This is a genomic window from Pseudomonadaceae bacterium SI-3, assembly GCA_004010935.1.
GTDB lineage: Bacteria > Pseudomonadota > Gammaproteobacteria > Pseudomonadales > Pseudomonadaceae > Stutzerimonas.
In genome coordinates, this window is record CP026511.1 from 3,464,704 (window position 1) to 3,482,687 (window position 17,984).

Annotated in this window: 21 protein-coding genes; 9 read left to right on the top strand and 12 right to left on the bottom strand. The window is 62.3% G+C overall.

The window, feature by feature from the left end; genetic code table 11:
* Positions 1-112 precede the first annotated feature (112 nt).
* Entirely contained in the window at positions 113-1,336 is a 1,224-nt protein-coding gene (locus C1896_16195; protein ID AZZ46311.1) for an MFS transporter, read from the top strand.
* Positions 1,337-1,507: 171 nt separating this feature from the next.
* On the opposite strand, the gene C1896_16200 is transcribed toward C1896_16195, so the two are convergent.
* Positions 1,508-2,233 carry an SIMPL domain-containing protein gene (locus C1896_16200; protein AZZ46312.1) on the bottom strand — a complete coding sequence of 242 codons (726 nt, stop codon included), beginning with the start codon at positions 2,231-2,233 and terminating at the stop codon, positions 1,508-1,510.
* A gap of 175 nt (positions 2,234-2,408) precedes the next feature.
* On the opposite strand from C1896_16200, the gene C1896_16205 reads away from it, so the two are divergent.
* Positions 2,409-3,356: an alpha/beta hydrolase gene (locus C1896_16205; protein ID AZZ46313.1), complete on the top strand. Its 948-nt coding sequence runs from the start codon at positions 2,409-2,411 to the stop codon at positions 3,354-3,356.
* Positions 3,357-3,394: 38 nt separating this feature from the next.
* Here C1896_16205 and C1896_16210 read toward each other — a convergent pair whose 3' ends face one another.
* Positions 3,395-4,297, bottom strand: coding sequence for an alpha/beta hydrolase (locus C1896_16210; GenBank protein AZZ46314.1), 903 nt, complete (start codon positions 4,295-4,297; stop codon positions 3,395-3,397).
* Positions 4,298-4,593: 296 nt separating this feature from the next.
* Here C1896_16210 and C1896_16215 point away from each other — a divergent pair, with 296 nt between their 5' ends.
* Entirely contained in the window at positions 4,594-6,453 is a 1,860-nt protein-coding gene (locus C1896_16215; GenBank protein AZZ46315.1) for an SLC13 family permease, read from the top strand.
* A gap of 61 nt (positions 6,454-6,514) precedes the next feature.
* Here C1896_16215 and C1896_16220 read toward each other — a convergent pair whose 3' ends face one another.
* Positions 6,515-7,501, bottom strand: a complete 987-nt coding sequence (locus tag C1896_16220) for an alpha/beta hydrolase (protein AZZ46316.1) — start codon at positions 7,499-7,501, stop codon at positions 6,515-6,517.
* 10 nt (positions 7,502-7,511) lie between these two features.
* Between C1896_16220 and C1896_16225 the strand changes: the two genes are divergently transcribed.
* Positions 7,512-7,751 carry a hypothetical protein gene (locus C1896_16225; protein AZZ46317.1) on the top strand — a complete coding sequence of 80 codons (240 nt, stop codon included), beginning with the start codon at positions 7,512-7,514 and terminating at the stop codon, positions 7,749-7,751.
* Between the two features lie 34 nt (positions 7,752-7,785).
* On the opposite strand, the gene C1896_16230 is transcribed toward C1896_16225, so the two are convergent.
* The 3 genes from C1896_16230 to C1896_16240 all read right to left on the bottom strand — a co-directional run bounded on the left by C1896_16230 (position 7,786) and on the right by C1896_16240 (position 8,926).
* A complete protein-coding gene (locus C1896_16230) occupies positions 7,786-8,214 on the bottom strand; it encodes a 3-isopropylmalate dehydratase (GenBank protein ID AZZ46318.1) in 429 nt (142 codons plus the stop codon).
* An 85-nt stretch (positions 8,215-8,299) separates the two neighbouring features.
* Complete coding sequence (locus C1896_16235) at positions 8,300-8,521, bottom strand: hypothetical protein (protein ID AZZ46319.1); 222 nt, start codon at positions 8,519-8,521, stop codon at positions 8,300-8,302.
* A 204-nt stretch (positions 8,522-8,725) separates the two neighbouring features.
* The gene (locus tag C1896_16240; protein ID AZZ46320.1) at positions 8,726-8,926 is read right to left on the bottom strand and encodes a hypothetical protein; all 201 of its coding nucleotides are present in this window, start codon (positions 8,924-8,926) and stop codon (positions 8,726-8,728) included.
* On the opposite strand from C1896_16240, the gene C1896_16245 reads away from it, so the two are divergent.
* A complete protein-coding gene (locus C1896_16245; GenBank protein AZZ46321.1) occupies positions 8,925-9,317 on the top strand; it encodes a hypothetical protein in 393 nt (130 codons plus the stop codon). The genes C1896_16240 and C1896_16245 overlap by 2 nt on opposite strands.
* A 129-nt stretch (positions 9,318-9,446) precedes the next feature.
* Positions 9,447-10,712 carry a DUF445 domain-containing protein gene (locus tag C1896_16250; GenBank protein ID AZZ46322.1) on the top strand — a complete coding sequence of 422 codons (1,266 nt, stop codon included), beginning with the start codon at positions 9,447-9,449 and terminating at the stop codon, positions 10,710-10,712.
* Here the strand turns inward: C1896_16250 and C1896_16255 are convergent.
* The 4 genes from C1896_16255 to C1896_16270 form a co-directional block, all read right to left on the bottom strand.
* Positions 10,694-11,368 carry an ABC transporter ATP-binding protein gene (locus C1896_16255; protein ID AZZ46323.1) on the bottom strand — a complete coding sequence of 225 codons (675 nt, stop codon included), beginning with the start codon at positions 11,366-11,368 and terminating at the stop codon, positions 10,694-10,696. The genes C1896_16250 and C1896_16255 overlap by 19 nt on opposite strands.
* Complete coding sequence (locus C1896_16260) at positions 11,361-12,122, bottom strand: ABC transporter permease (protein AZZ46324.1); 762 nt, start codon at positions 12,120-12,122, stop codon at positions 11,361-11,363. The genes C1896_16255 and C1896_16260 overlap by 8 nt, the downstream gene beginning before the upstream one ends.
* A complete protein-coding gene (locus C1896_16265; protein ID AZZ46325.1) occupies positions 12,119-13,129 on the bottom strand; it encodes an ABC transporter substrate-binding protein in 1,011 nt (336 codons plus the stop codon). Before C1896_16265 ends, C1896_16260 begins: the two co-directional genes overlap by 4 nt.
* A gap of 113 nt (positions 13,130-13,242) precedes the next feature.
* Positions 13,243-13,689, bottom strand: a complete 447-nt coding sequence (locus C1896_16270; GenBank protein AZZ46326.1) for an HIT family protein — start codon at positions 13,687-13,689, stop codon at positions 13,243-13,245.
* A gap of 88 nt (positions 13,690-13,777) precedes the next feature.
* Here C1896_16270 and C1896_16275 point away from each other — a divergent pair, with 88 nt between their 5' ends.
* The 3 genes from C1896_16275 (at position 13,778) to C1896_16285 (ending at position 16,633) form a co-directional block, all read left to right on the top strand.
* A complete protein-coding gene (locus C1896_16275) occupies positions 13,778-14,356 on the top strand; it encodes a hypothetical protein (GenBank protein ID AZZ46327.1) in 579 nt (192 codons plus the stop codon).
* Between the two features lie 107 nt (positions 14,357-14,463).
* Positions 14,464-15,168 carry a glutathione S-transferase gene (locus C1896_16280; protein ID AZZ46328.1) on the top strand — a complete coding sequence of 235 codons (705 nt, stop codon included), beginning with the start codon at positions 14,464-14,466 and terminating at the stop codon, positions 15,166-15,168.
* A 265-nt stretch (positions 15,169-15,433) separates the two neighbouring features.
* A complete protein-coding gene (locus tag C1896_16285) occupies positions 15,434-16,633 on the top strand; it encodes a 6-aminohexanoate hydrolase (GenBank protein ID AZZ47705.1) in 1,200 nt (399 codons plus the stop codon).
* Positions 16,634-16,665: 32 nt separating this feature from the next.
* Here C1896_16285 and C1896_16290 read toward each other — a convergent pair whose 3' ends face one another.
* On the bottom strand, positions 16,666-17,394 hold the full coding sequence (locus tag C1896_16290) for an RNA polymerase subunit sigma-70 (GenBank protein ID AZZ46329.1): 729 nt from the start codon (positions 17,392-17,394) through the stop codon (positions 16,666-16,668).
* Complete coding sequence (locus tag C1896_16295) at positions 17,391-17,963, bottom strand: RNA polymerase subunit sigma (GenBank protein ID AZZ46330.1); 573 nt, start codon at positions 17,961-17,963, stop codon at positions 17,391-17,393. The genes C1896_16290 and C1896_16295 overlap by 4 nt, the downstream gene beginning before the upstream one ends.
* Between the last annotated feature and the right edge of the window lie 21 nt (positions 17,964-17,984).

Consider the following 17,984-nt stretch of genomic DNA (forward strand, 5'->3'; position numbering starts at 1 on the left):
CGAACTTCAACCTACGATCGCTGCCTACCTATTCGCCCTAATCCCGCTAGCCCAGTGCCGCTCGACGCAAGCGGCGCGTGTCCGCTAATCGACCCATCCCATTGAGGCACCGATGACCCAAGTGAACGCCACAGGCAAGTCGACATTCTCGGCGCGCGCCATATTGCTGATCGAGCTGGCCCTGGCCATGGGTGGGTTCGCCATCGGTACCGGCGAATTCGCCATCATGGGGCTGATGCCCAACGTCGCGCAGGGCCTGGGGATCAGCGAGCCGCAAGTGGGCCATGTGATCAGCACCTATGCCCTGGGTGTCGTGGTAGGCGCACCGCTGCTGGCGATCCTTGGCTCGCGGATGTTCCGCCGGCACCTGCTTTTGCTGCTGATGGGCTTTTTCGCTCTGGGCAATTTCGCCAGCGCCATCGCACCGGATTACCACTCGTTGATGCTGTTCCGCTTTATCGCCGGCCTGCCCCATGGGGCCTACTTCGGCGTGGCGATGCTGGTCGCCGCCTCGATGGTTGCACCTGACCAGCGGGCCAAGGCGGTCAGCCGCGTGCTAGCGGGCCTCACCATCGCCATGTTGATCGGCAATCCCACCGCCACCTGGCTGGGGCAATGGCTCAGCTGGCGCTGGGCGTTTGGTCTGGTCGGAATGATCGCGCTGCTGACGGTGTTGCTTGTGGCGATCTTCCTGCCGCTCGACCGCAGCGAGCCGCGTAACAACCCGATGCGCGAACTGCGTGATTTCAATCGAAAACCGGTGTGGCTGGCGCTGGCCATCAGTTCGATCGGTTTCGCAGGCATGTTCTGCGTGTTCAGCTACCTGGCACCAACCATGCTGGAGGTCACTGGCGTCAGCCAGAACTGGATCCCGGTGGGGCTGGCCGCTTTCGGGCTGGGCGGCATCGTCGGCAACCTCTTTGGCGGCTGGTTGTTCGACAGGCTGGGGTTCAAGGCTGTTGCCTGGCTGTTGCTGTGGAGCATCCTGGTCCTACTGATGTTCCCGCTCGCTACACACTCGCTGTGGACGATCCTCCCAGCCGCGTTTGCGGTAGGCACTATGGTGTCGCTCGGCCCGCCCCTGCAGACCCACCTGATGGACGTGGCCGGCGAAGCCCAGACGCTTGGAGCTGCGTCCAACCATTCAGCCTTCAATGTCGCCAACGCCCTCGGGCCGTGGCTCGGCGGGCTGGCGATCAGCGCAGGGCTTGGCTGGACCTCGACTGGCTACATCGGCGCCGCTACCGGCGCCGTCGGCTTGCTGGTGTTCTGGTGGGCCTGGACCGCAAACAGTGGAAGCGAAGAAACCAGGGGAGCCGCCACCGCCTGCGATTGAGCGAATGACCTCATCGAATCGTGAACTGGCAAAACCGAAACGCCTGCTGATTGACCCGCAAAAAAGAACCGCAAACAGCGCCATGTTCGGAGGGGTATCGAGCCTCCCGCCACATGAGGTCAATCCTTCTACAACCGCGACGGGCCTTGTGGCGTCCCAGCAAAGGGAAAATTACTGCAGCGCGTATTCGAATGTGCTGACCACGCGCAGACGCTTGCCCGGCGTGCGGCCGGTGTCCATGTCGCTGCCGTCATCATCGAGCACGCGGATCACGCCCTGGTTGGCGGTCTTCAGTTCACCAAGTTGCGCGCCGGCATCTTCGGCGAACTTTGCAGCCTGCTCGCGGGCGTTGCGGGTGGCATCTTCCAACAGCGCCGGTTTGAGGTCGTTGAAGCCACGCAGCTGGTAGCGCGGGCCACTGAATCCGTTCTGTTCGGTATCCAGTTGGATGCCGGCCAGAATCAGCGGGTCGACGCCATTGGCAGCCTTGCCGACCGCTTCGACACGTGCCGATTTCACCAGCACCTGACCACTGCCGTTGAAGCGCAGGGCGATTTCCTGCGGCGCCCATTCGCGCGCCAGCAAGTCTTGCACCTGCAACGGGCGGACCTCGATCTCGTCATCACTGAAACCCTGTTCGTGCAAAAACGCCACGACCCGACTGCGGTCCTCTGACAGGCCCTGTTGAACGCTGGCGAAGTCATTGCCGGCACGGCGGAAGCCAAGTGTCCAGACGGCAAAATCACTCGCCACGTCCCGCTCAGCCAGGCCTTTGACCGTCACCGAGCGATCCGCCATCCGGAAGCGCTCCACGCCCTGCCCAACGGACCAACCGGCGAAGGCCACCGCAGCGGCGATCAACAGGGCGGGCAGCAAACCGATACGTGCTGTAGTCACGATGAAGCTCCATTACGGATAGGAACCCGTGATGCTACTCCGCACTGGCGCTCGATGGCGTGTGGTCACCAGCGCAACGCTGCAATCTGTAGTAATGACTTGCCGTCGCTAGCCGCTTGCGTGCCTCGCCAACTGGCCGCTCAATGTCGATTCCCGAAGGAGAACTTCCCGCTGCATGTCGAAATTGCCATTTTTCCGCACCAGAGCCCGCACCTTTGTTTCGCTGATCGTCGCCGCAGTGTTCACCCTGCTGCCCGTCGGCTGCTCGATGCTCGAACAGAAAGAGCGCGAACTGGTGTTTCGCATCGAGCCCGGTACCGCCAGTTGGTACCGCGGCCTACCAGGCGGTGTGGAGGAGCTGGAGTTAAGCGCGCCTGCATTCGGCGACAGCCAGAACATCCACGCATGGTGGTGGCCGGCTGACAAGCGAGACGCGCCGGCGATCCTTTATCTGCACGGTTCTCGCTGGAACCTCACCGGGCACCTGTTCCGACTCGAACAGATACGTTCACTGGGCTTCTCCGTATTGGCAATCGACTATCGTGGCTTTGGCCAAAGCCTCGGCGAGCTGCCGTCAGAGGCCAGCGTATATGAGGACGCGCGTATCGCCTGGGACCATCTGAAAACTCTGCAGCCCGATGCGGACAAGCGTCTGATCTATGGCCATTCGCTGGGTGGTGCGGTGGCGGTGGACCTCGCCGCCGAACTGGGACGCGAAGCCGAACGCCGTGGCGAAGCGCCGGAAGCGCGTGCGCTGATCGTCGAATCCACCTTTACCAGCCTGGCCGATATCGCAACGGAGGTGGCTGACACGCCCTGGCCAGTCCGCTGGCTGGTGTCGCAGAAATTCGATTCCATCGACAAGATCGATCAGGTCGGCATGCCGCTGTTATTGGTTCATGGCACGGCTGATCAATACGTACCGGCGCGCTTCAGCGAAGAACTCTTCACCGCCGCTCAGAACCCCAAACAGCTGCTGCTGATCGAGGGCGGCAACCACAACAACGCCATGCGCGTCGGCCGCCGCGCCTATGCGGACGCGGTCCGCCAGCTGTTGAACGAGCCTGCCGTGCACAGTGCCGATAATCAGACGCACCCAGTCACCCAGGCCAACCGCAGTTAGCGCCGTCTTCGCCGCCAAACAGGCCTAAAACGTCGCGCTCAGCACGCCTCGCTGACTGAGGGTTGCGCCTCGCCCGACCAGGGATTGCGACCTTCCCCGATCCAGGCCAGGCTCGCCTGCCAGAAACCGTCTCGATGGCGCTCACGAAACAGGTCGAAGTGCCCGACCTGCTCCATGCCCAGTACCGCCGGACTCAGCTGGACCTGCTGCACGGCGGCATTGCGGTAGTAGGACAGCCCGCGGGCGATCGCCGGGGGCGTGCCGTACTCGTCGTCGCTCAGGCTCACCGCCAGGATCGGCGCGCTGATCGCGGCGAAGCGGCGTAGCACCTCGGCCCGTTCATGCTCCGGATAGCTCTGTTCCAACCTTGCCTGGCGGAATGCCCATTCGCGCGCGACGCCTGCGGGCAGGTCTTCCAGCCAGCCCAGTCGGCGGCCGGGAAAATACCCGCACAGCGCCGTCACCGCCGGCATTAACAGATGCCACTTGGCAAACATCTGCCAGCGTTGCGCGGCGGCATAGTCGCGCCAGTAGGCATATTGCGCGCCCACACTGAGAAAACGATCGACCTCGGTAGCGGACTCGGCAAAACCCGGCAGAAAACCACCGATGCTATGACCGACGGCCACCAATGGCCCATCGGGACCACGCTGACGCATCCAACGCACCGCCGCATCAAAGTCCAGATCGCCCCAGTCGCGCCAACGGATGTTCGCCTTTCGCAAGCTGGCCGGGCGTGACCCGCCGATACCGCGATAGTCATACGTCAGCACCGCATAGCCGCGTTCGCGCAGGAAGCCGGCGTAGCGCGCGTAATACCGCGCCAGCACACCGGTGGCGCTGCTGACGATCACCGAGCCACGTGCCTGTCCCGGTGGCAGCCAGAGTTGCGCAGCGAGCGGGTAGCCATCGCGGCAATGCAGAGAAAGTTGCTTGGGCATGGGCAGGTTTCGTTCTGGAGTCTTCTACATCCTTGCCTACCGGAGCGGGTCTTGCCAGTGACCGAGACGGGAAAACACCCTGGCTGGGGCGAGTTTGACCTCCAACCACATCAGTGTCTGGCTCGATACCGGCGCATACCGCCTAATGTCGAACGCAGCGCTGGCTCAGCACCCGCTCAAACGGCTAGTGTATCGCCGCCTTGCCGCTTCGCTTTGGCGCAACCCGTCTAGATCCGGCCGTTCGGCCCTTAACCGTCATCCGTTCACTGCGGCAAAAGCCGTTATCGGAGTTATCCATGCAAAGCGATCAGCTGATCGTATTCGCCGTGCTCGCTGCCACCCTGGGGCTGTTCGTGTGGAATCGCTGGCGTTATGACATTGTCGCCCTTGCCGCCTTGCTGGTGGTTACCCTGGCCGGCATCGTGCCGCCGGAAAAGGCGTTCATGGGCCTTGGCCATCCGGCGGTGATCACTGTTGCTGCTGTGTTGGTGCTCAGCCGCGGCTTGCTCAATGCCGGTGTGGTGGATTCGCTGGCGCGGCACCTGACCAAGGTCGGCGATCGACCCTGGATCCAGGTGCTGACGCTGTCCGGTATCGTCGCCCTGTGCTCGGGCTTCATGAACAACGTCGGCGCGCTCGCGCTGTTCATGCCGGTAGCCGTCTGGATGTCGCGCCAGAGCGGCCGCTCACCTTCCTATCTGCTGATGCCCCTGGCTTTCGGCTCTTTGCTCGGCGGCACCCTGACCCTCATCGGCACGCCGCCGAACATCATCATTGCCGGCTATCGGCGTGAAGTCAGCGAAGCGCCGTTCGGTATGTTCGACTTTCTGCCGGTGGGCCTCGCGATCACCCTCGTCGGGGTGCTGTTGATCGCTCTGCTCTGGCGCTTGACGCCTCGTCGCGAGGACCCGAGCGGTGAGCAGCAACTGTTCGAAATCAGTGCTTACTTGACCGAACTGCAGATTCCGGCCGACAGCAAATACGCTGGCCGCACCCTGCATGACCTGATCGCTGCGGGCGGCGACGAGGTCGATGTGATGGTCACCGGGCTGGTACGTGCCGGAAAGTCCCACCGTATGCCGTCGACCTATGAAGTGCTACGCGACGACGACATCCTGCTGGTCGAAGCCGACTCTGACAGCCTGAAACGTTTTCTCGATGTGACCCACCTGCGCCTTGCTGCCGAAGCCGACAGCAAGGCGGAAGCCCGTGAAAAAGCCGAACAGGACAAACAGCTGAAACGGAACGGTGAGCCTGACAAAGAGCCCGAAGCCGCCGATTCCAAAGCCGACCGCAACGCCGAGCGCGCACTGGCCGAGGCCATCGTGACTGCAAGTTCGTCTTTGATCGGTACCAGCGCCTCCGGTCTGGCACTGCGTGAGCGCCATGGCGTCAACATCCTGGCCGTGGCTCGCCAAGGGCAGCGATTGCAACAGCGGCTGGGCAAGATCCGCTTTGCCGCGGGCGACATCCTGTTGTTGCAGGCGCGTGAGGATCAGCTGCAATCGACGCTTAACAGTCTCGGTTGCCTGCCGCTGGCATCGCGCGGCCTGCGGATCACCGCACCTCGGCAGGTGCTGCTCGCCAGCAGCATCTTTGCCGCTACGCTGGTGCTCATTGCGCTGGGCATGGTGCCGTCCGCCGTCGCATTGGTGGGTGCCGCCCTGGCGATGATTCTAGTCGGGCTGGTGCCCACCGGGGACATCTACAAGAGCATCGACATGTCGATCATCGTCCTGATTGCCGCGATGCTGCCCATTGGTGAAGCGCTGGAAAGCACCGGAGGCTCGCGCCTGATCGCCGATGCCCTGCTGGACGTTGGCCAGGCCGCCCCGCCGGCAGCCACCGTGGCGATCCTGATGGTGGGTGTGATGCTGCTGTCGAACGTGGTCAACAACGCCGCCGCCGCGGTGCTCGCCGCGCCCGTGGCGATCGCCCTCGCGCGCGGTATGGACGCCTCTGCCGACCCGCTATTGATGGCGGTCGCCATCGGTGCTTCCTGCGCCTTTCTGACGCCCATCGGGCACCAGTCGAACACGCTGGTCATGGCGCCCGGCGGCTACCGTTTCGGTGACTACTGGCGGCTCGGGCTACCGCTGTCGATTCTGGTGGTGCTGGTGGCCGTGCCCGTCATCCTCTGGGTCTGGCCTCTCTAGAGGTATCCATCCACAGCCGGCACGGAGATCGGCGTCCCGGCCACCGCACTCGCGGCGTGGCTCAACGCGTCTTGAGCCCATCCAGCAACGCCTCATGGAACACATCCGGCGCCTCGACCTGCGGTGAATGGCCCAGTTCAGGAAAAGGCACCAGGGTCACGTCGGGAATCATCGCTGCGGCCTGCCGGCCAAGTTCGGGGTAGTCGCCCAGGCGTTGCGCGACGTCTTCCGGCGCTCGATTGGCACCCGGTGCGGTGCGGTCCTTGCCACCGATCAGCAACAGGGTCGGCACGCTCAGCGTGTCGAATTCGTGGATCACCGGCTGGGTGAACACCATGTCGGAGATCAGCGCCTGATTCCAGGCAACGATCTCTTTGCCGTCACCGGCGTACATCCCAGCAAGCATGTTTACCCAGCGGTCATAGCGCGGCTTCCAGCTGCCGTTGTAGTAGAACTTCTGCTGGTAGGCTTTGATCTTTTCGAAGTCGGTCTTCAACTGGCTCTGGTATAGCTCTTCGATTGGCGCATAGGGCACGCCCTTTTCTTGCCAATCCTCGAGCCCGATGGGATTGACCAGCACCAGCTGCTCGACCATCTGTGGGTAATTCAGGGCGAACCGTGACGCCAGCATGCCACCCATGGAATGACCGATCACCGTGGCCTGTTCGATGTCCAACGACTGCAAGAGCGCCCGGGTGTTGTGTGCCAGCTGCGCAAAGCTGAACTGGTAAGCCTCAGGCTTGCTGGAGCTGCAAAAGCCGATCTGATCAGGCGCAATCACTCGATAACCGTTTTGCGAGAGCACCTCGATGCTCTCCTCCCAAGTTGCCGCACAGAAGTTCTTGCCATGCATCAGCACGACCGTCCGCCCATTGGCTTTGCCCGCGGGGGCCACGTCCATGTAAGCCATGGTCAATGGCTGGCGCTGAGACGAAAAATCGAAGCGCTTGATCGGGTGCGGATATTCAAACCCTTCAAGGTGCGGGCCGTAGGTCGGTTGTTGTTCAGCGTGCAGCGCAGGCACCAGAGCAAGCCCGGCGACGAACATCAGGGAGGATATGGCTCGTTTCACGAATCGACTCCTGGCAGGCGACCATGCGGCCGCGATGGCGTATGGCGTATGGCGTATGGCGTATGGCGTATGGATCGTTGTGCAGGAGCGGGCTGTTACCAACGTTCAGACAGACGCCGAAGGCTCAAGCACAACGGTTTGCCTATCTGGGAGCACGAAACCGGAGGGAGGGTTCGGCGAGGCCGGTGCAAGAATGTTTCTTCGTGATACCGCCTCGCGCCAGTGAGCAAACTGCGAAACCGGCCGCGAACGATGCGCTGCTACTGTGCGTCGACCTGCTGGATATCGAAGCCGATGCGGTTATCACTGCTGATGCGGAACTGCAGCGTTTCTCCCGACTCGACCCGCGCCGCTTTCTCGCGCAGCAGACTGCCCTTGCCGCACAGCGTGTCGTCCTCAGGGTCCGATTCGATGCTGACGATGCGCATCCCGGCCGGCACGTGCAAGTGCACCTGCTCGCCGACATGGATCCGAGCCGCCAGCCTGCGATCAACCATCACAGCCACGTAGCAGCCTCCGCCGCGAATGCCGAAGTCGCGGGTCACCACCAACTCGCCACCATTGGCCACAGGTGTCTGAAAGCCACGCAGACGCTCCTCGGGCACTGGCGTGATGTCCTCCGGGTCCGCCTGCCAGGACGAGCAACCGGCCAAGGCCAACACAGGGATGAGCGCGAGCATCATGCGCATAAGGATTCTCCTGTCAGATAAGCGAAGCGGTGATGGTATGACAGGTGTGTTCGCTCACCGTGCGGAAATATGCGCTCACCCGGATCTAACGGGTCGACACCGGATGACTGCTGCCCGGATAAGGCCGCTCTTCTTCCAACGTCCCGTGGCGATCGTAGACCTCGACCGATGCGGTCTTGCCTTCCATCAAGCTATCCAGGCCGGTGAACATTTCATCCTTGGTCAGGGTTCGCAATACCGTTTCCTGGGATTGCTGATCGGTCAGCTCCCAGCCCATCGGGGTCGGGTTAACGTGATATTTGTCCATCTGGCACTCCTGGGTGTTGCGCAGTTTCGGCTGCGCAGGTCATTCAACTTCAGCCGCGGCTGTCTTGGTCGTCATCGATCTCGCTGTCGTCGAAATCAGGATCCTCGCCTGCTTCCTTCTCGCCAGCATCGGTCATGGTGACGTCCGGCAGGTCGTCGGCTGGCTTGTCCTGCTCACGCTGAGTCTGGTCGCTCTGGTTCATGGCTACCTCGTTGCGTTGGTGCGAAAGGGTCTAACCATTTGGAGCAACAGCCGGCCGATAGCGTTCGCCTGTTCAGCCACCGGCGGTCCGATCAGCCCGCCTTGATCGAAAGAATCCAGCATCCTTCCCAACTTGCGATTGCAGCGCCCCCCGGACTCCACCACACTGCCGACAATCCAATCTTTGACCGGAGCTGCTGCCATGCCTGCCACCCAAACCCCGTCGCGCGACAGTATTCTGGCCGACCCGGATGCGCTCAACTGCACCATCTACCGTGCTCACGAAACGGACCCGGATGGTGAAGAACGCGACATGGGCGACGCCCGCGTCATCATCACCGGGCAGTTCGAGCCGCCGCAGGAGTGGGACGCCAAGGCGCGCGCTGACTATTTCGACGGGATGCCGGAAGACGCCTTCTTCACCGCTGTTTTCGCCAGCGAACCTGGCTCCGACTCAACAGGGTTCTTTACCGTCGAAGCCGACGATTATGCTGCCGTCACCGAACAGGACGGCAGCATCTCCATGTTCTACATCTGCGAGCGGTTGGACGACGACAGCTACGTGTTGCTGCGCGAGGAAGACGACGAGGAATAAACCGCACGCTAGCGGTTACCGAACCCTCTCCTCGCTAGCCGGGTCTGTCTTGTATAGGCAGACCCGTCGGCCGTACCCGATACGCCTGAGTAACACCCCGCACACCATTTCGCCGCAAAGAGGAATCGCATGAGCCCTCTGCACCGCCGCTGGCAATCCCCCGTCACACGAATGAAGCTGGTCGCCGGCCTGCTCCTGCTGCTCGCCGCGCTGCTCTACGTCATCGCAACCGCCATGGAGCCGCGTCACCCGGCCTGGGGCTACCTCGCCTCTTTTGCAGAAGCGGCAATGGTCGGTGCGATTGCCGACTGGTTCGCCGTGACCGCCCTGTTCCGCCACCCGCTCGGCCTGCCGATCCCGCATACGGCGATCATTCCGCGCAGCAAAGCGCGCATCGGGCGGAATCTGTCGACATTCATCACCACTCACTTCTTGTCCACTCCGATGGTGCTGGCCAAGCTCGAAGCACTGGATATCGGCGGCCGGCTAGCCAACTGGCTGCGCCATCCCGCTAATGCCGAAGCGGTTGGCCGCCAGCTCACCGGTATGGCGCGGTTCGGCGTCGAGTCGCTGCACGATGAACGCGTGCAAGCGTTCGTACAGGCCAAGCTGATCAACCGAGCGCGCAAGGCCGATCTCGCACCGATCTGCGGTCAGGTGCTGGAAATGCTTACCCGACAGGGCAAACATCAGGCGATGCTCGATGAAGCGCTGATCAAGGTCGATGCGCTGCTGCAGGACGATGACACCCGTGCACTGGTGGCCGACGCCATCACCGCCGAGGTCCGCACGCTGCGCTATCTGGGACTCGGCAAGGCGGTCGGCGGTTGGTCGGCGAACAAGTTCGTCGACGGCGTATCGGCTGTCATCGCAGAGATCGCGGGTGACCCTGAACATCCGCTACGGGAGCGCTTCGACGAGCATGTTGCGGAGTACATCGACCGGCTCAAGCATGACCCGGCTTATCGGCTGGAAGTCGAACGCATCGTCGCTCAGCTGCTTGAACATCCGGCGACCACCGATTACCTGCAGACGCTCTGGCGTGAGCTGACCGAGTGGCTGGAAGCGGATCTGGAGAGCGCGGATTCACGCATCGGCAAAAGAATCGTGCGCCTGACCCAAGGCTTGGGCGACTCGCTTTCCGCCGACACGTCCATGCGTACCTGGATCAACGAGCAACTGATGGCGGCCGCGCCCAGCCTGCTCGAGCGCTACCGCGGGCAGATCGGCAAATACATCACCCAGCGCGTGGAAAACTGGGAGAGCCGCGAACTGGTCGAGCAGATGGAACAGAGTGTCGGCAAAGACCTGCAGTACATCCGCATCAACGGCACCCTGGTGGGCGGGCTGGTCGGGCTGCTGCTGCATGCCCTGACTCAGCTGGCAGCTGGCTGAGCATTGAGCGAGCGCAGCGTGTCGCAGATCTGACTGGCATTGGTCCCGTCGGTCAGCGGTCGATCCCAACGCAGGCTCGCAGGCTTGCCGTTCATGTACCACAGCCGATTGGCGAGCTGATCGGCGTCGCGCGCATCGTGGGTCACGCAGATCAGCGCCATCTGTGGCTGCCCTTCAAGCAGCCGGACAATCAGCTCGCGCAGTTCGGCAGCGCGGTCCGGGTCCAACGAGGCAAAGGGCTCATCGAGCAAGAGCAGATCAGGTTTGACGGCCAGGCACCGAGCCAGCGAGGCGCGGCGCGCCATACCCAGCGAGAGCTGATCCGGCAGACGATCACCTGCATCGCCCAGGCCAACGTCGGCCAGTAGCCGATCAATATCGCCTGGGGTGGCGCCGACCAGCTTGAGGTTCTGCCGCACCGTGTACCAGGGCAGCAGGCGGTGCTCCTGAAACAGGTAGCCGACGCGCCGCCCGGATTGAAGACGGATCATCGGAGCCAGGCGTGGATCAAGGCCTGCGATGGCGTTGAGCAAGGTAGTCTTGCCGACGCCGGAGGGGCCCAGCAAGCAGATTCGATCCCCGGCCCGCACCTGTACGTCGATCAGCCCGAGCACCGGATGGTCTGCCGCTACGCCATCGATGCGCAGCTCAAGCATGCTGCATCCCGGCGTTGCGCCAGCTCGATGCGCGTCGCTCCAGCGGCTGCAGCAGCGCCAGCTCGATCAGCTGTACGACGGCAATGAAGGCCAGGCTATAGGCCAATATGCTCGCCACATCGAAGACCTGAAACGCCATGTGCAGCTGAAAACCGACACCATCGGAACGGCCCAGCAGTTCGACCACCAGGACGATCTTCCAGATCAGCGCCAGGCCCCCGCGGGTCGCCGCCATCAGATACGGAAACAGCTGCGGCAGCCAGACGTTCGCCACCCGCTGCCAACGGTTGAAGTTGTAGACCTGGGCCATCTGTTCCAGCTTCGGATCGAGACTGCGCGCGCCTTCGCGCACCGTCACCGCCACGTTCGGCACTTTATTGATCACCACCGCCAGCACCGCTGCCGCTTCCACCAGACCGAACCAGACATAGAGCAGGATGATGGTGACCAGCGCTGGCAGGTTGAGAAAAAGCACCAGCAGCGGATCGAGCACCGCGTTGGCGAACCGCGAGCGCCCCATCCAGACGCCCAGCAGCGCACCCAGCACCATCGCAAGCGCAAAGCTGATCAGCACCCGACGCAGGGTGACCAACAGATGATGAGGCAGCTCACCACTCTGGACGGTGAGCCAGAACGCATGCGCCACCTCAGCCGGCGAAGGCAGCAGCGGTGTGTCCGCTGTCAGCGCAATGACGGCCCACACCGCGACCAACAGCGGCAGTGCAACCCAGCAGGCATAGCGCGAGCCGGTCATGGTTCGCTCTGAAACAGCGCCGCGGGCATCAGCTTTTCCGGCTCGGCGCCGGTCAGCAGCAACAGCCGATGCAGCGCAGCGATGCGCGCCGCGTCCAGCGGTTGGGGAATGCCTTCGACAAAGCTGTCATGCAGCGCAGCGAACACCGCGTCGTTATCGGCCCGCATCAAGGGCCGGATTTCCTGCCAGAGATCGCGCTGACTTGCCAGCTGGTCCTTGGTCTCGCGCAAGGCGCGGGAGAAGCGCTGCAAGAGATCATCGTGTTCAATCGCCCAGGCTTGCGGGAACAGGTAGCCGAGCACCGGGAGATCGGGGTCGAGACCCAGCGTTCCAATCAGATCCGCCAGACCGAAGGCAATACGCACACCGCCCTCACCACGCAGGCGCGCCGAGAAGTGCCAGAAGGTCAGCAGCGCATCCACCTGGCCACGCCGCAACGCCTGGCTGAGCAGGGGCGGCGCCGCGTACTGCACCGTCGCCTCGCGGGCCAGGTCAATCCCCTGCCCCGCCGCCGCCTGCTGCAGCAGTTGCCAACCGAGCCCGTCCGGGCCACCGGCGACGCCAATGCGCTTGCCGCGCAGGTCGGCCAGGGTACGAATAGGGCTACTGTCGTTTACCAGCACTTCGCCGATTTGCGAGGAAAACGGCAGGTAGCGATACAACGTCCCGGCCTCGTAGCGTGCCTGCGCCCAGAGCAGGTCGCTTACCGCGCCATCCACGCTGCCGCTGCTCAGCGCCAGACGCGACGCTGGCAAATCAGCCACCAAACGCACCTTGAGATCGAAGCCATTGGCCTTGTCCAGCCCATGACGCTTGAGATGGTCGAGTTCCCAATGCGGCGTGCCGAACTGCAACACGCTAAGGGTCAGCACCGGCAGCGGTTGCGCCTCGCCCTGCGCCTGAACGAACAACGGGACTACCGCGAGCAGAACCACACGCCCGCATCGAAGCGCTGCGAGGCATGCACGAGCAAAAGACAAGTTGAGGGACCACGGAGCAGGCTTCATGCCCGCAGGGTACGAAGCCTCGCATTCGCTACGAATAGTACTTTGGTGTTTCTTCGCTGCTGCGATGGTCGCGGCTGCAACCGGTGCGGCAGCGATGCCAGTTCAGGTGCCGATCAGTGCTCGCTCTCGGCAAGCTTGCTTACCAGCCGCGCCTGCAGCTTCTCCAGCTCTGCCGGATCGGCCTTACCTGCAGCGTGAATGCCGAGCCCCTCGCCCGAATAGCGCGGGACGATATGTACATGGATGTGAAACACCGTCTGCCCCGCCGGCGCCCCGTTGAACTGCGCCACTTGCACGCCATCGGGTTGCAACTCCTCGACGATCACGCGAGCGAGCTTCTGCACCACCGCCATCATCTTGCACAGCGCATCGGTATCCACATCGAGGATGTTGCACGCCGCGGACCGCTTCGGAATCACCAGCGCATGCCCGTAGGACTGCGGAAACAGATCCAGGAAAGCGAGTACATCGTCATCCTCGTAGAGCTTGTAGCAAGGCGCATCGCCGCGAATGATCTGGGCGAAGATGTTCTGTGGGTCGTAGGGGGTAGTTAAGCTCATGAGCGACTCCGATAAGTTAAGCGGCCTAAGCACATAGTGGATGCGTTTTGATGCGTAGCGTACGGCCACAACAAGGGAAACGGACACCATGACAAATGAGGAATTCGTCGGCTTTGCATGCCCACATAGCTGGTTCTTAGTGGCGGACGATCTCCACGACCAAGCCTTGAAACTAAGGGAAAGCTACGGACATGGATTCCTTCGGCGAAAAGACCACCAGACTGGGCGCGAAGCATTTTGGGACAACACGGATCGTGCGACATTTCTCCTTGCGTCGTTTGCCTTAGAGAATGCAATCAAGGTCTTTCTGGTATTTGAGAATCCGAGCTGGATATCGAATGGCACACTTGCAAAACCCCTTCGATCACACAAGTTGACGGAACTTGCGGCATTGTCAAGGCACGCTCCCTACAGGCGCAAAGCACGGAAAATCCTGGGCACGTTTGAAGACGGTAACGAATCTTGGGCTAGGTATCCCTGCGCCCTGAACAAGGCAAGCAGCACCGATCCGGCAAACCTAAGCCCGGAAATATGGACGGATTACGAATGGCTTATATCGGCTTATGGCCGCCGTTTAACAAAACTCTTATCGCAGCATTGGAAGGGCCCTCATGGATTCGAGGCAACGTACGAGATTCACGGAACATTCCTAGATGCTCTGAACTAGGCGCCTACCCAGGAATCGCTATCGAACGAAAGATAAAAAAACCTGACCCTTAGTAACAACCCGTACCAACCTACCGACTCGAATAACCCGCTTCCCTGGAGGGCTCCATGCACGATCTATCCACCTTCACGATCACCCAGAAATGGCCTGCCAGTTACCCGGATCGTCTGCAGCTGTATTCGCTGCCCACGCCCAACGGGGTGAAGGTGTCGATCATGCTGGAGGAGACCGGTCTGCCCTACGAGGCGCATCTGGTCAGCTTCGAGAGCGGTGACCAGCGCTCAGAAGAATTCCTTTCGCTGAACCCGAACAACAAGATTCCGGCGATCCTCGATCCCAACGGCCCGGACGGAGAGCCGCTGGCATTGTTCGAGTCCGGTGCGATTCTGCTGTACCTGGCCGAGAAAACCGGTCAGTTGATGCCGGAGAACGCCGCAGCCCGCTACGAAACGATTCAGTGGTTGATGTTCCAGATGGGCGGCGTCGGCCCGATGTTTGGCCAGCTCGGTTTCTTTCATAAGTTCGCCGGCAAGGATTACGAAGACAAACGTCCGCGCGACCGTTACGTCGCCGAAGCCCAACGCTTGCTGGGCGTGCTGGAAAAGCGCCTGGAAGGTCGCGAATGGATCATGGGCGGGCGCTACAGCATCGCCGATATCGCTACATTCCCGTGGGTCCGCGGGCTGGTGGAGTTCTACGAAGCGCGTGAACTGGTGGAGTTCGAGCGCTTCGTCAACGTCCAGCGGGTACTGGATGCCTTCGTCGCCCGGCCAGCGGTGGCCAAGGGGCTGAATATTCCACCGCACGGGTGACGCTGGACTAGGGTTGACGGAGTGGATCGCTTATCGGGGACGGCTGTTGGCTGACCTCGCCACAACAAAACCGTGAGGTGACGGTATGGCAGGCAACAGCTTCCGACTCAGACCGCGCTCCCCGGATGCCCACTGTCGAGAACCGATGCAGCGTCAGGAACGCTGGGTCAGGCGTCTAGTGGCCGCGATCTGTCTGGCCAGCCTGTGCACGAGCGCTCAAGCAGAGCTGACGGCTGCGGAGTCCGACCCGGTCAAGTTGGGCTGGATGCAGGGCTTTCCGCCTCCTGCTGAAAAACTGATCGGCCAGCCGGACTCGAACTACTTCAGCTTTCCCAAGCTTCGCTGGACCGTGTGCCATATCCGCGAGCTGCTGCCCACCGAGGCCGTCAGCCGAGGGTTGGATGCACCGGCGCCATTACGCCAATCGCTCGACAGCAGCATCGATGCCGTCAGGTTTGTCCCCCTCGGCAGCCACGAGCCAATGACGTGGGAACAGTCACTGGCAGCGAACTACACCGACGGCATCATCGTGCTGCACCAGGGCCGTGTGGTCTACAAACGCTATGCCGGCTGCCTCAACGAGCAGCGCAAACACGCCGCGATGTCGATGACCAAGTCGCTGACCGGCCTGCTGGCCGAGATACTGGTTGCCGAAGGCACGCTCGATGATCAGGCCATGATGGCAAAGCTGGTTCCCGAGTTAGCCTCCAGCGCTTTCGGTGATGCCACCGTACGGCAGGTCATGGACATGACCACGGCGCTCGACTTCAGCGAGGACTATGCCGATCCCAACGCGCAGATCTGGAGTTACAGCGCGGCGGCGAACCCATTGCCCAAGCCTGCCGACTACAAAGGGCCGGTCGGTTATTACCAGTACCTGCAGACCGTTGCCAAGCGCGGTACCCACGGTGAGGCGTTCGGCTATCGGACCGTCAACAGTGATGCACTGGGTTGGGTCATCGCCCGCGTGTCCGGCAAGGCCGTCAGTGAACTGGTCTCCGAACGGCTCTGGCGGCGCCTGGGCACCGAGCAGGACGCTTACTACACGGTCGATGCACTGGGTACGCCGTTTGCCGGCGGCGGTCTGAGCGCCGGCCTTCGGGACATGGCCAGGCTCGGGCAGTTGATGCTCGATGAGGGGCAACACGACGGAGCGCAATTGTTCCCTGCAGAAGTCGTTCGGACCATTCGCACCGGGGGTGATAAGCAGGTGTTCGCCAAAGCCGGATACAAGACGCTACCAGGCGGCAGCTATCGAGCGATGTGGTGGGTGCTGCACAACGCCAATGGCGCGTTCGCCGCTCGCGGTGTGCACGGGCAAACCCTCTACATAGACCCGACAGCCGAAATGGTGATTGCCCGATTCGCCTCCCACCCCTCGGCCAAGAATGCGGACAATGACCCCACTTCGCTGCCGGCCTATCAGGCGCTAGCCGACCATCTCATGGAGAAAGCAAAGCGCTGATCAGATGGGGCGCAGCCTGTTGCGCCCCGTCTTCAAATGACCTTGGCCGCACGCCCGATGAACTGGATTGGCCCGGTCGGCAGCCCGGTCGGCGAGCCGGTCGGCTGTTCCAGCGTCAATTCGAATAGCTGGTTGGGCTGCAACGGCGGCAAATCGTCGAGGCGAATCCTTACCGGCTCACCCGGCTTGACCAAGCCGAGGGAGACCGGCGCCTGCCAACCTTCGGCCTTAGTCCAGAGTTGCAGGGCCTTGTCCGGCGGCAGTTCGGTGACACCCAGCGGTATCAGCTCGATTTCACGTGGTTGATTGCTGGCCTGCACGACCCAACCCGGTGAAAGGTCCTGTGGGGTGGCGAGCACAACGAGCCAGGTTGGCGACGGCGTAGGCGACAGGCGTGTCAGTAACACGACCCCAAGCACGAGCGTGGCGGCCATGCCGGCTGCAGCAAAACCACGCCACAGCGACAGGCTTTCCCACCAGCTGTTCGGGCGGGCGGGTACAGCCGGAGCGGCCTGGCGACTCGTCTCGTCCAGGCTGCGCTCGATTCGATTCCACAAGCGCGGCGAGGGCGTTTGCGGTTCGACCAGATCGGTCAGGTAGAGCAGCCGCGCTTCCCAGTAATCGACTGCTGCTTGCAACTCAGGCTCTACAGCGAGGCGCTTTTCGACCGCTTCCCTGTCTTCTGCAGAGAGGGTTCCAATCACATATTCGCCGGCGAGTTCGTGCAGGGCCTCGTTCGGACCCTTGGGTTCGTTGTTCATCCGATGCACTCACGAAGGGCGGTCAGGCTGCGGCGAATCCAGGCTTTTACCGTACCCAGTGGCGCACCCAGGCGCTGGGCGATTTCCTGATGCGAATAGCCGTCGACGTAGGCGTGAAACACGCAATTGCGACGCACCGGTTCGAGTTGTTCGAGACAGGCTTCGATCCTGCCGGGGTTTACCCGCCAATCGAAGGCGTCGGTTTGTTCCTGCCAACCATCGATGGCGGCGTGCTCCATGTCGCCCTCCTCGTCCGGTTCCATCTGGACGTGGCGGGCGTTGTTACGTACGGCATTTAGCGCCAGATGGCGGGTCAGGCTGAAGATCCAGCCGCGAGCCGAGCCACGCGCCTGGTCGTACGTACCGGCCTTGTTCCAGATGCGGATGAAGGCGTCGTGAACGATGTCTTCGGCCAGGGCCACATCTCGCACAATGCGCTGAACGACGCCGAGCAGTCGCGGGCTTTCCTGCTCGTAAAGCTGCTGCAATGCCGATCGTTCGCCACGTGCGCAAGCGCGCAGGGCCGCTTCGTAATCGAACAAGGGGGGTTGCGACACGGTATCTGCCATTGGCTGGTTATCGACACCCCC

Excerpts from the sequence above, each read along its gene's own strand:
- C1896_16280 (AZZ46328.1), top strand. The coding sequence starts at position 14,464 with ATGCACGATCTATCCACCTTCACGATCACCCAGAAATGGCCTGCCAGT.
- C1896_16205 (AZZ46313.1), top strand. The coding sequence starts at position 2,409 with ATGTCGAAATTGCCATTTTTCCGCACCAGAGCCCGCACCTTTGTTTCG.
- C1896_16225 (AZZ46317.1), top strand. The coding sequence starts at position 7,512 with ATGGCTCGTTTCACGAATCGACTCCTGGCAGGCGACCATGCGGCCGCG.
- C1896_16195 (AZZ46311.1), top strand. The coding sequence starts at position 113 with ATGACCCAAGTGAACGCCACAGGCAAGTCGACATTCTCGGCGCGCGCC.
- C1896_16275 (AZZ46327.1), top strand. The coding sequence starts at position 13,778 with ATGACAAATGAGGAATTCGTCGGCTTTGCATGCCCACATAGCTGGTTC.
- C1896_16290 (AZZ46329.1), bottom strand. The coding sequence starts at position 17,394 with ATGAACAACGAACCCAAGGGTCCGAACGAGGCCCTGCACGAACTCGCC.
- C1896_16295 (AZZ46330.1), bottom strand. The coding sequence starts at position 17,963 with ATGGCAGATACCGTGTCGCAACCCCCCTTGTTCGATTACGAAGCGGCC.
- C1896_16255 (AZZ46323.1), bottom strand. The coding sequence starts at position 11,368 with ATGCTTGAGCTGCGCATCGATGGCGTAGCGGCAGACCATCCGGTGCTC.
- C1896_16235 (AZZ46319.1), bottom strand. The coding sequence starts at position 8,521 with ATGGACAAATATCACGTTAACCCGACCCCGATGGGCTGGGAGCTGACC.
- C1896_16240 (AZZ46320.1), bottom strand. The coding sequence starts at position 8,926 with ATGGCAGCAGCTCCGGTCAAAGATTGGATTGTCGGCAGTGTGGTGGAG.
- C1896_16260 (AZZ46324.1), bottom strand. The coding sequence starts at position 12,122 with ATGACCGGCTCGCGCTATGCCTGCTGGGTTGCACTGCCGCTGTTGGTC.
- C1896_16230 (AZZ46318.1), bottom strand. The coding sequence starts at position 8,214 with ATGCGCATGATGCTCGCGCTCATCCCTGTGTTGGCCTTGGCCGGTTGC.
- C1896_16250 (AZZ46322.1), top strand. The coding sequence starts at position 9,447 with ATGAGCCCTCTGCACCGCCGCTGGCAATCCCCCGTCACACGAATGAAG.
- C1896_16220 (AZZ46316.1), bottom strand. The coding sequence starts at position 7,501 with ATGTTCGTCGCCGGGCTTGCTCTGGTGCCTGCGCTGCACGCTGAACAA.
- C1896_16245 (AZZ46321.1), top strand. The coding sequence starts at position 8,925 with ATGCCTGCCACCCAAACCCCGTCGCGCGACAGTATTCTGGCCGACCCG.
- C1896_16270 (AZZ46326.1), bottom strand. The coding sequence starts at position 13,689 with ATGAGCTTAACTACCCCCTACGACCCACAGAACATCTTCGCCCAGATC.
- C1896_16265 (AZZ46325.1), bottom strand. The coding sequence starts at position 13,129 with ATGAAGCCTGCTCCGTGGTCCCTCAACTTGTCTTTTGCTCGTGCATGC.
- C1896_16210 (AZZ46314.1), bottom strand. The coding sequence starts at position 4,297 with ATGCCCAAGCAACTTTCTCTGCATTGCCGCGATGGCTACCCGCTCGCT.
- C1896_16215 (AZZ46315.1), top strand. The coding sequence starts at position 4,594 with ATGCAAAGCGATCAGCTGATCGTATTCGCCGTGCTCGCTGCCACCCTG.
- C1896_16285 (AZZ47705.1), top strand. The coding sequence starts at position 15,434 with ATGCAGGGCTTTCCGCCTCCTGCTGAAAAACTGATCGGCCAGCCGGAC.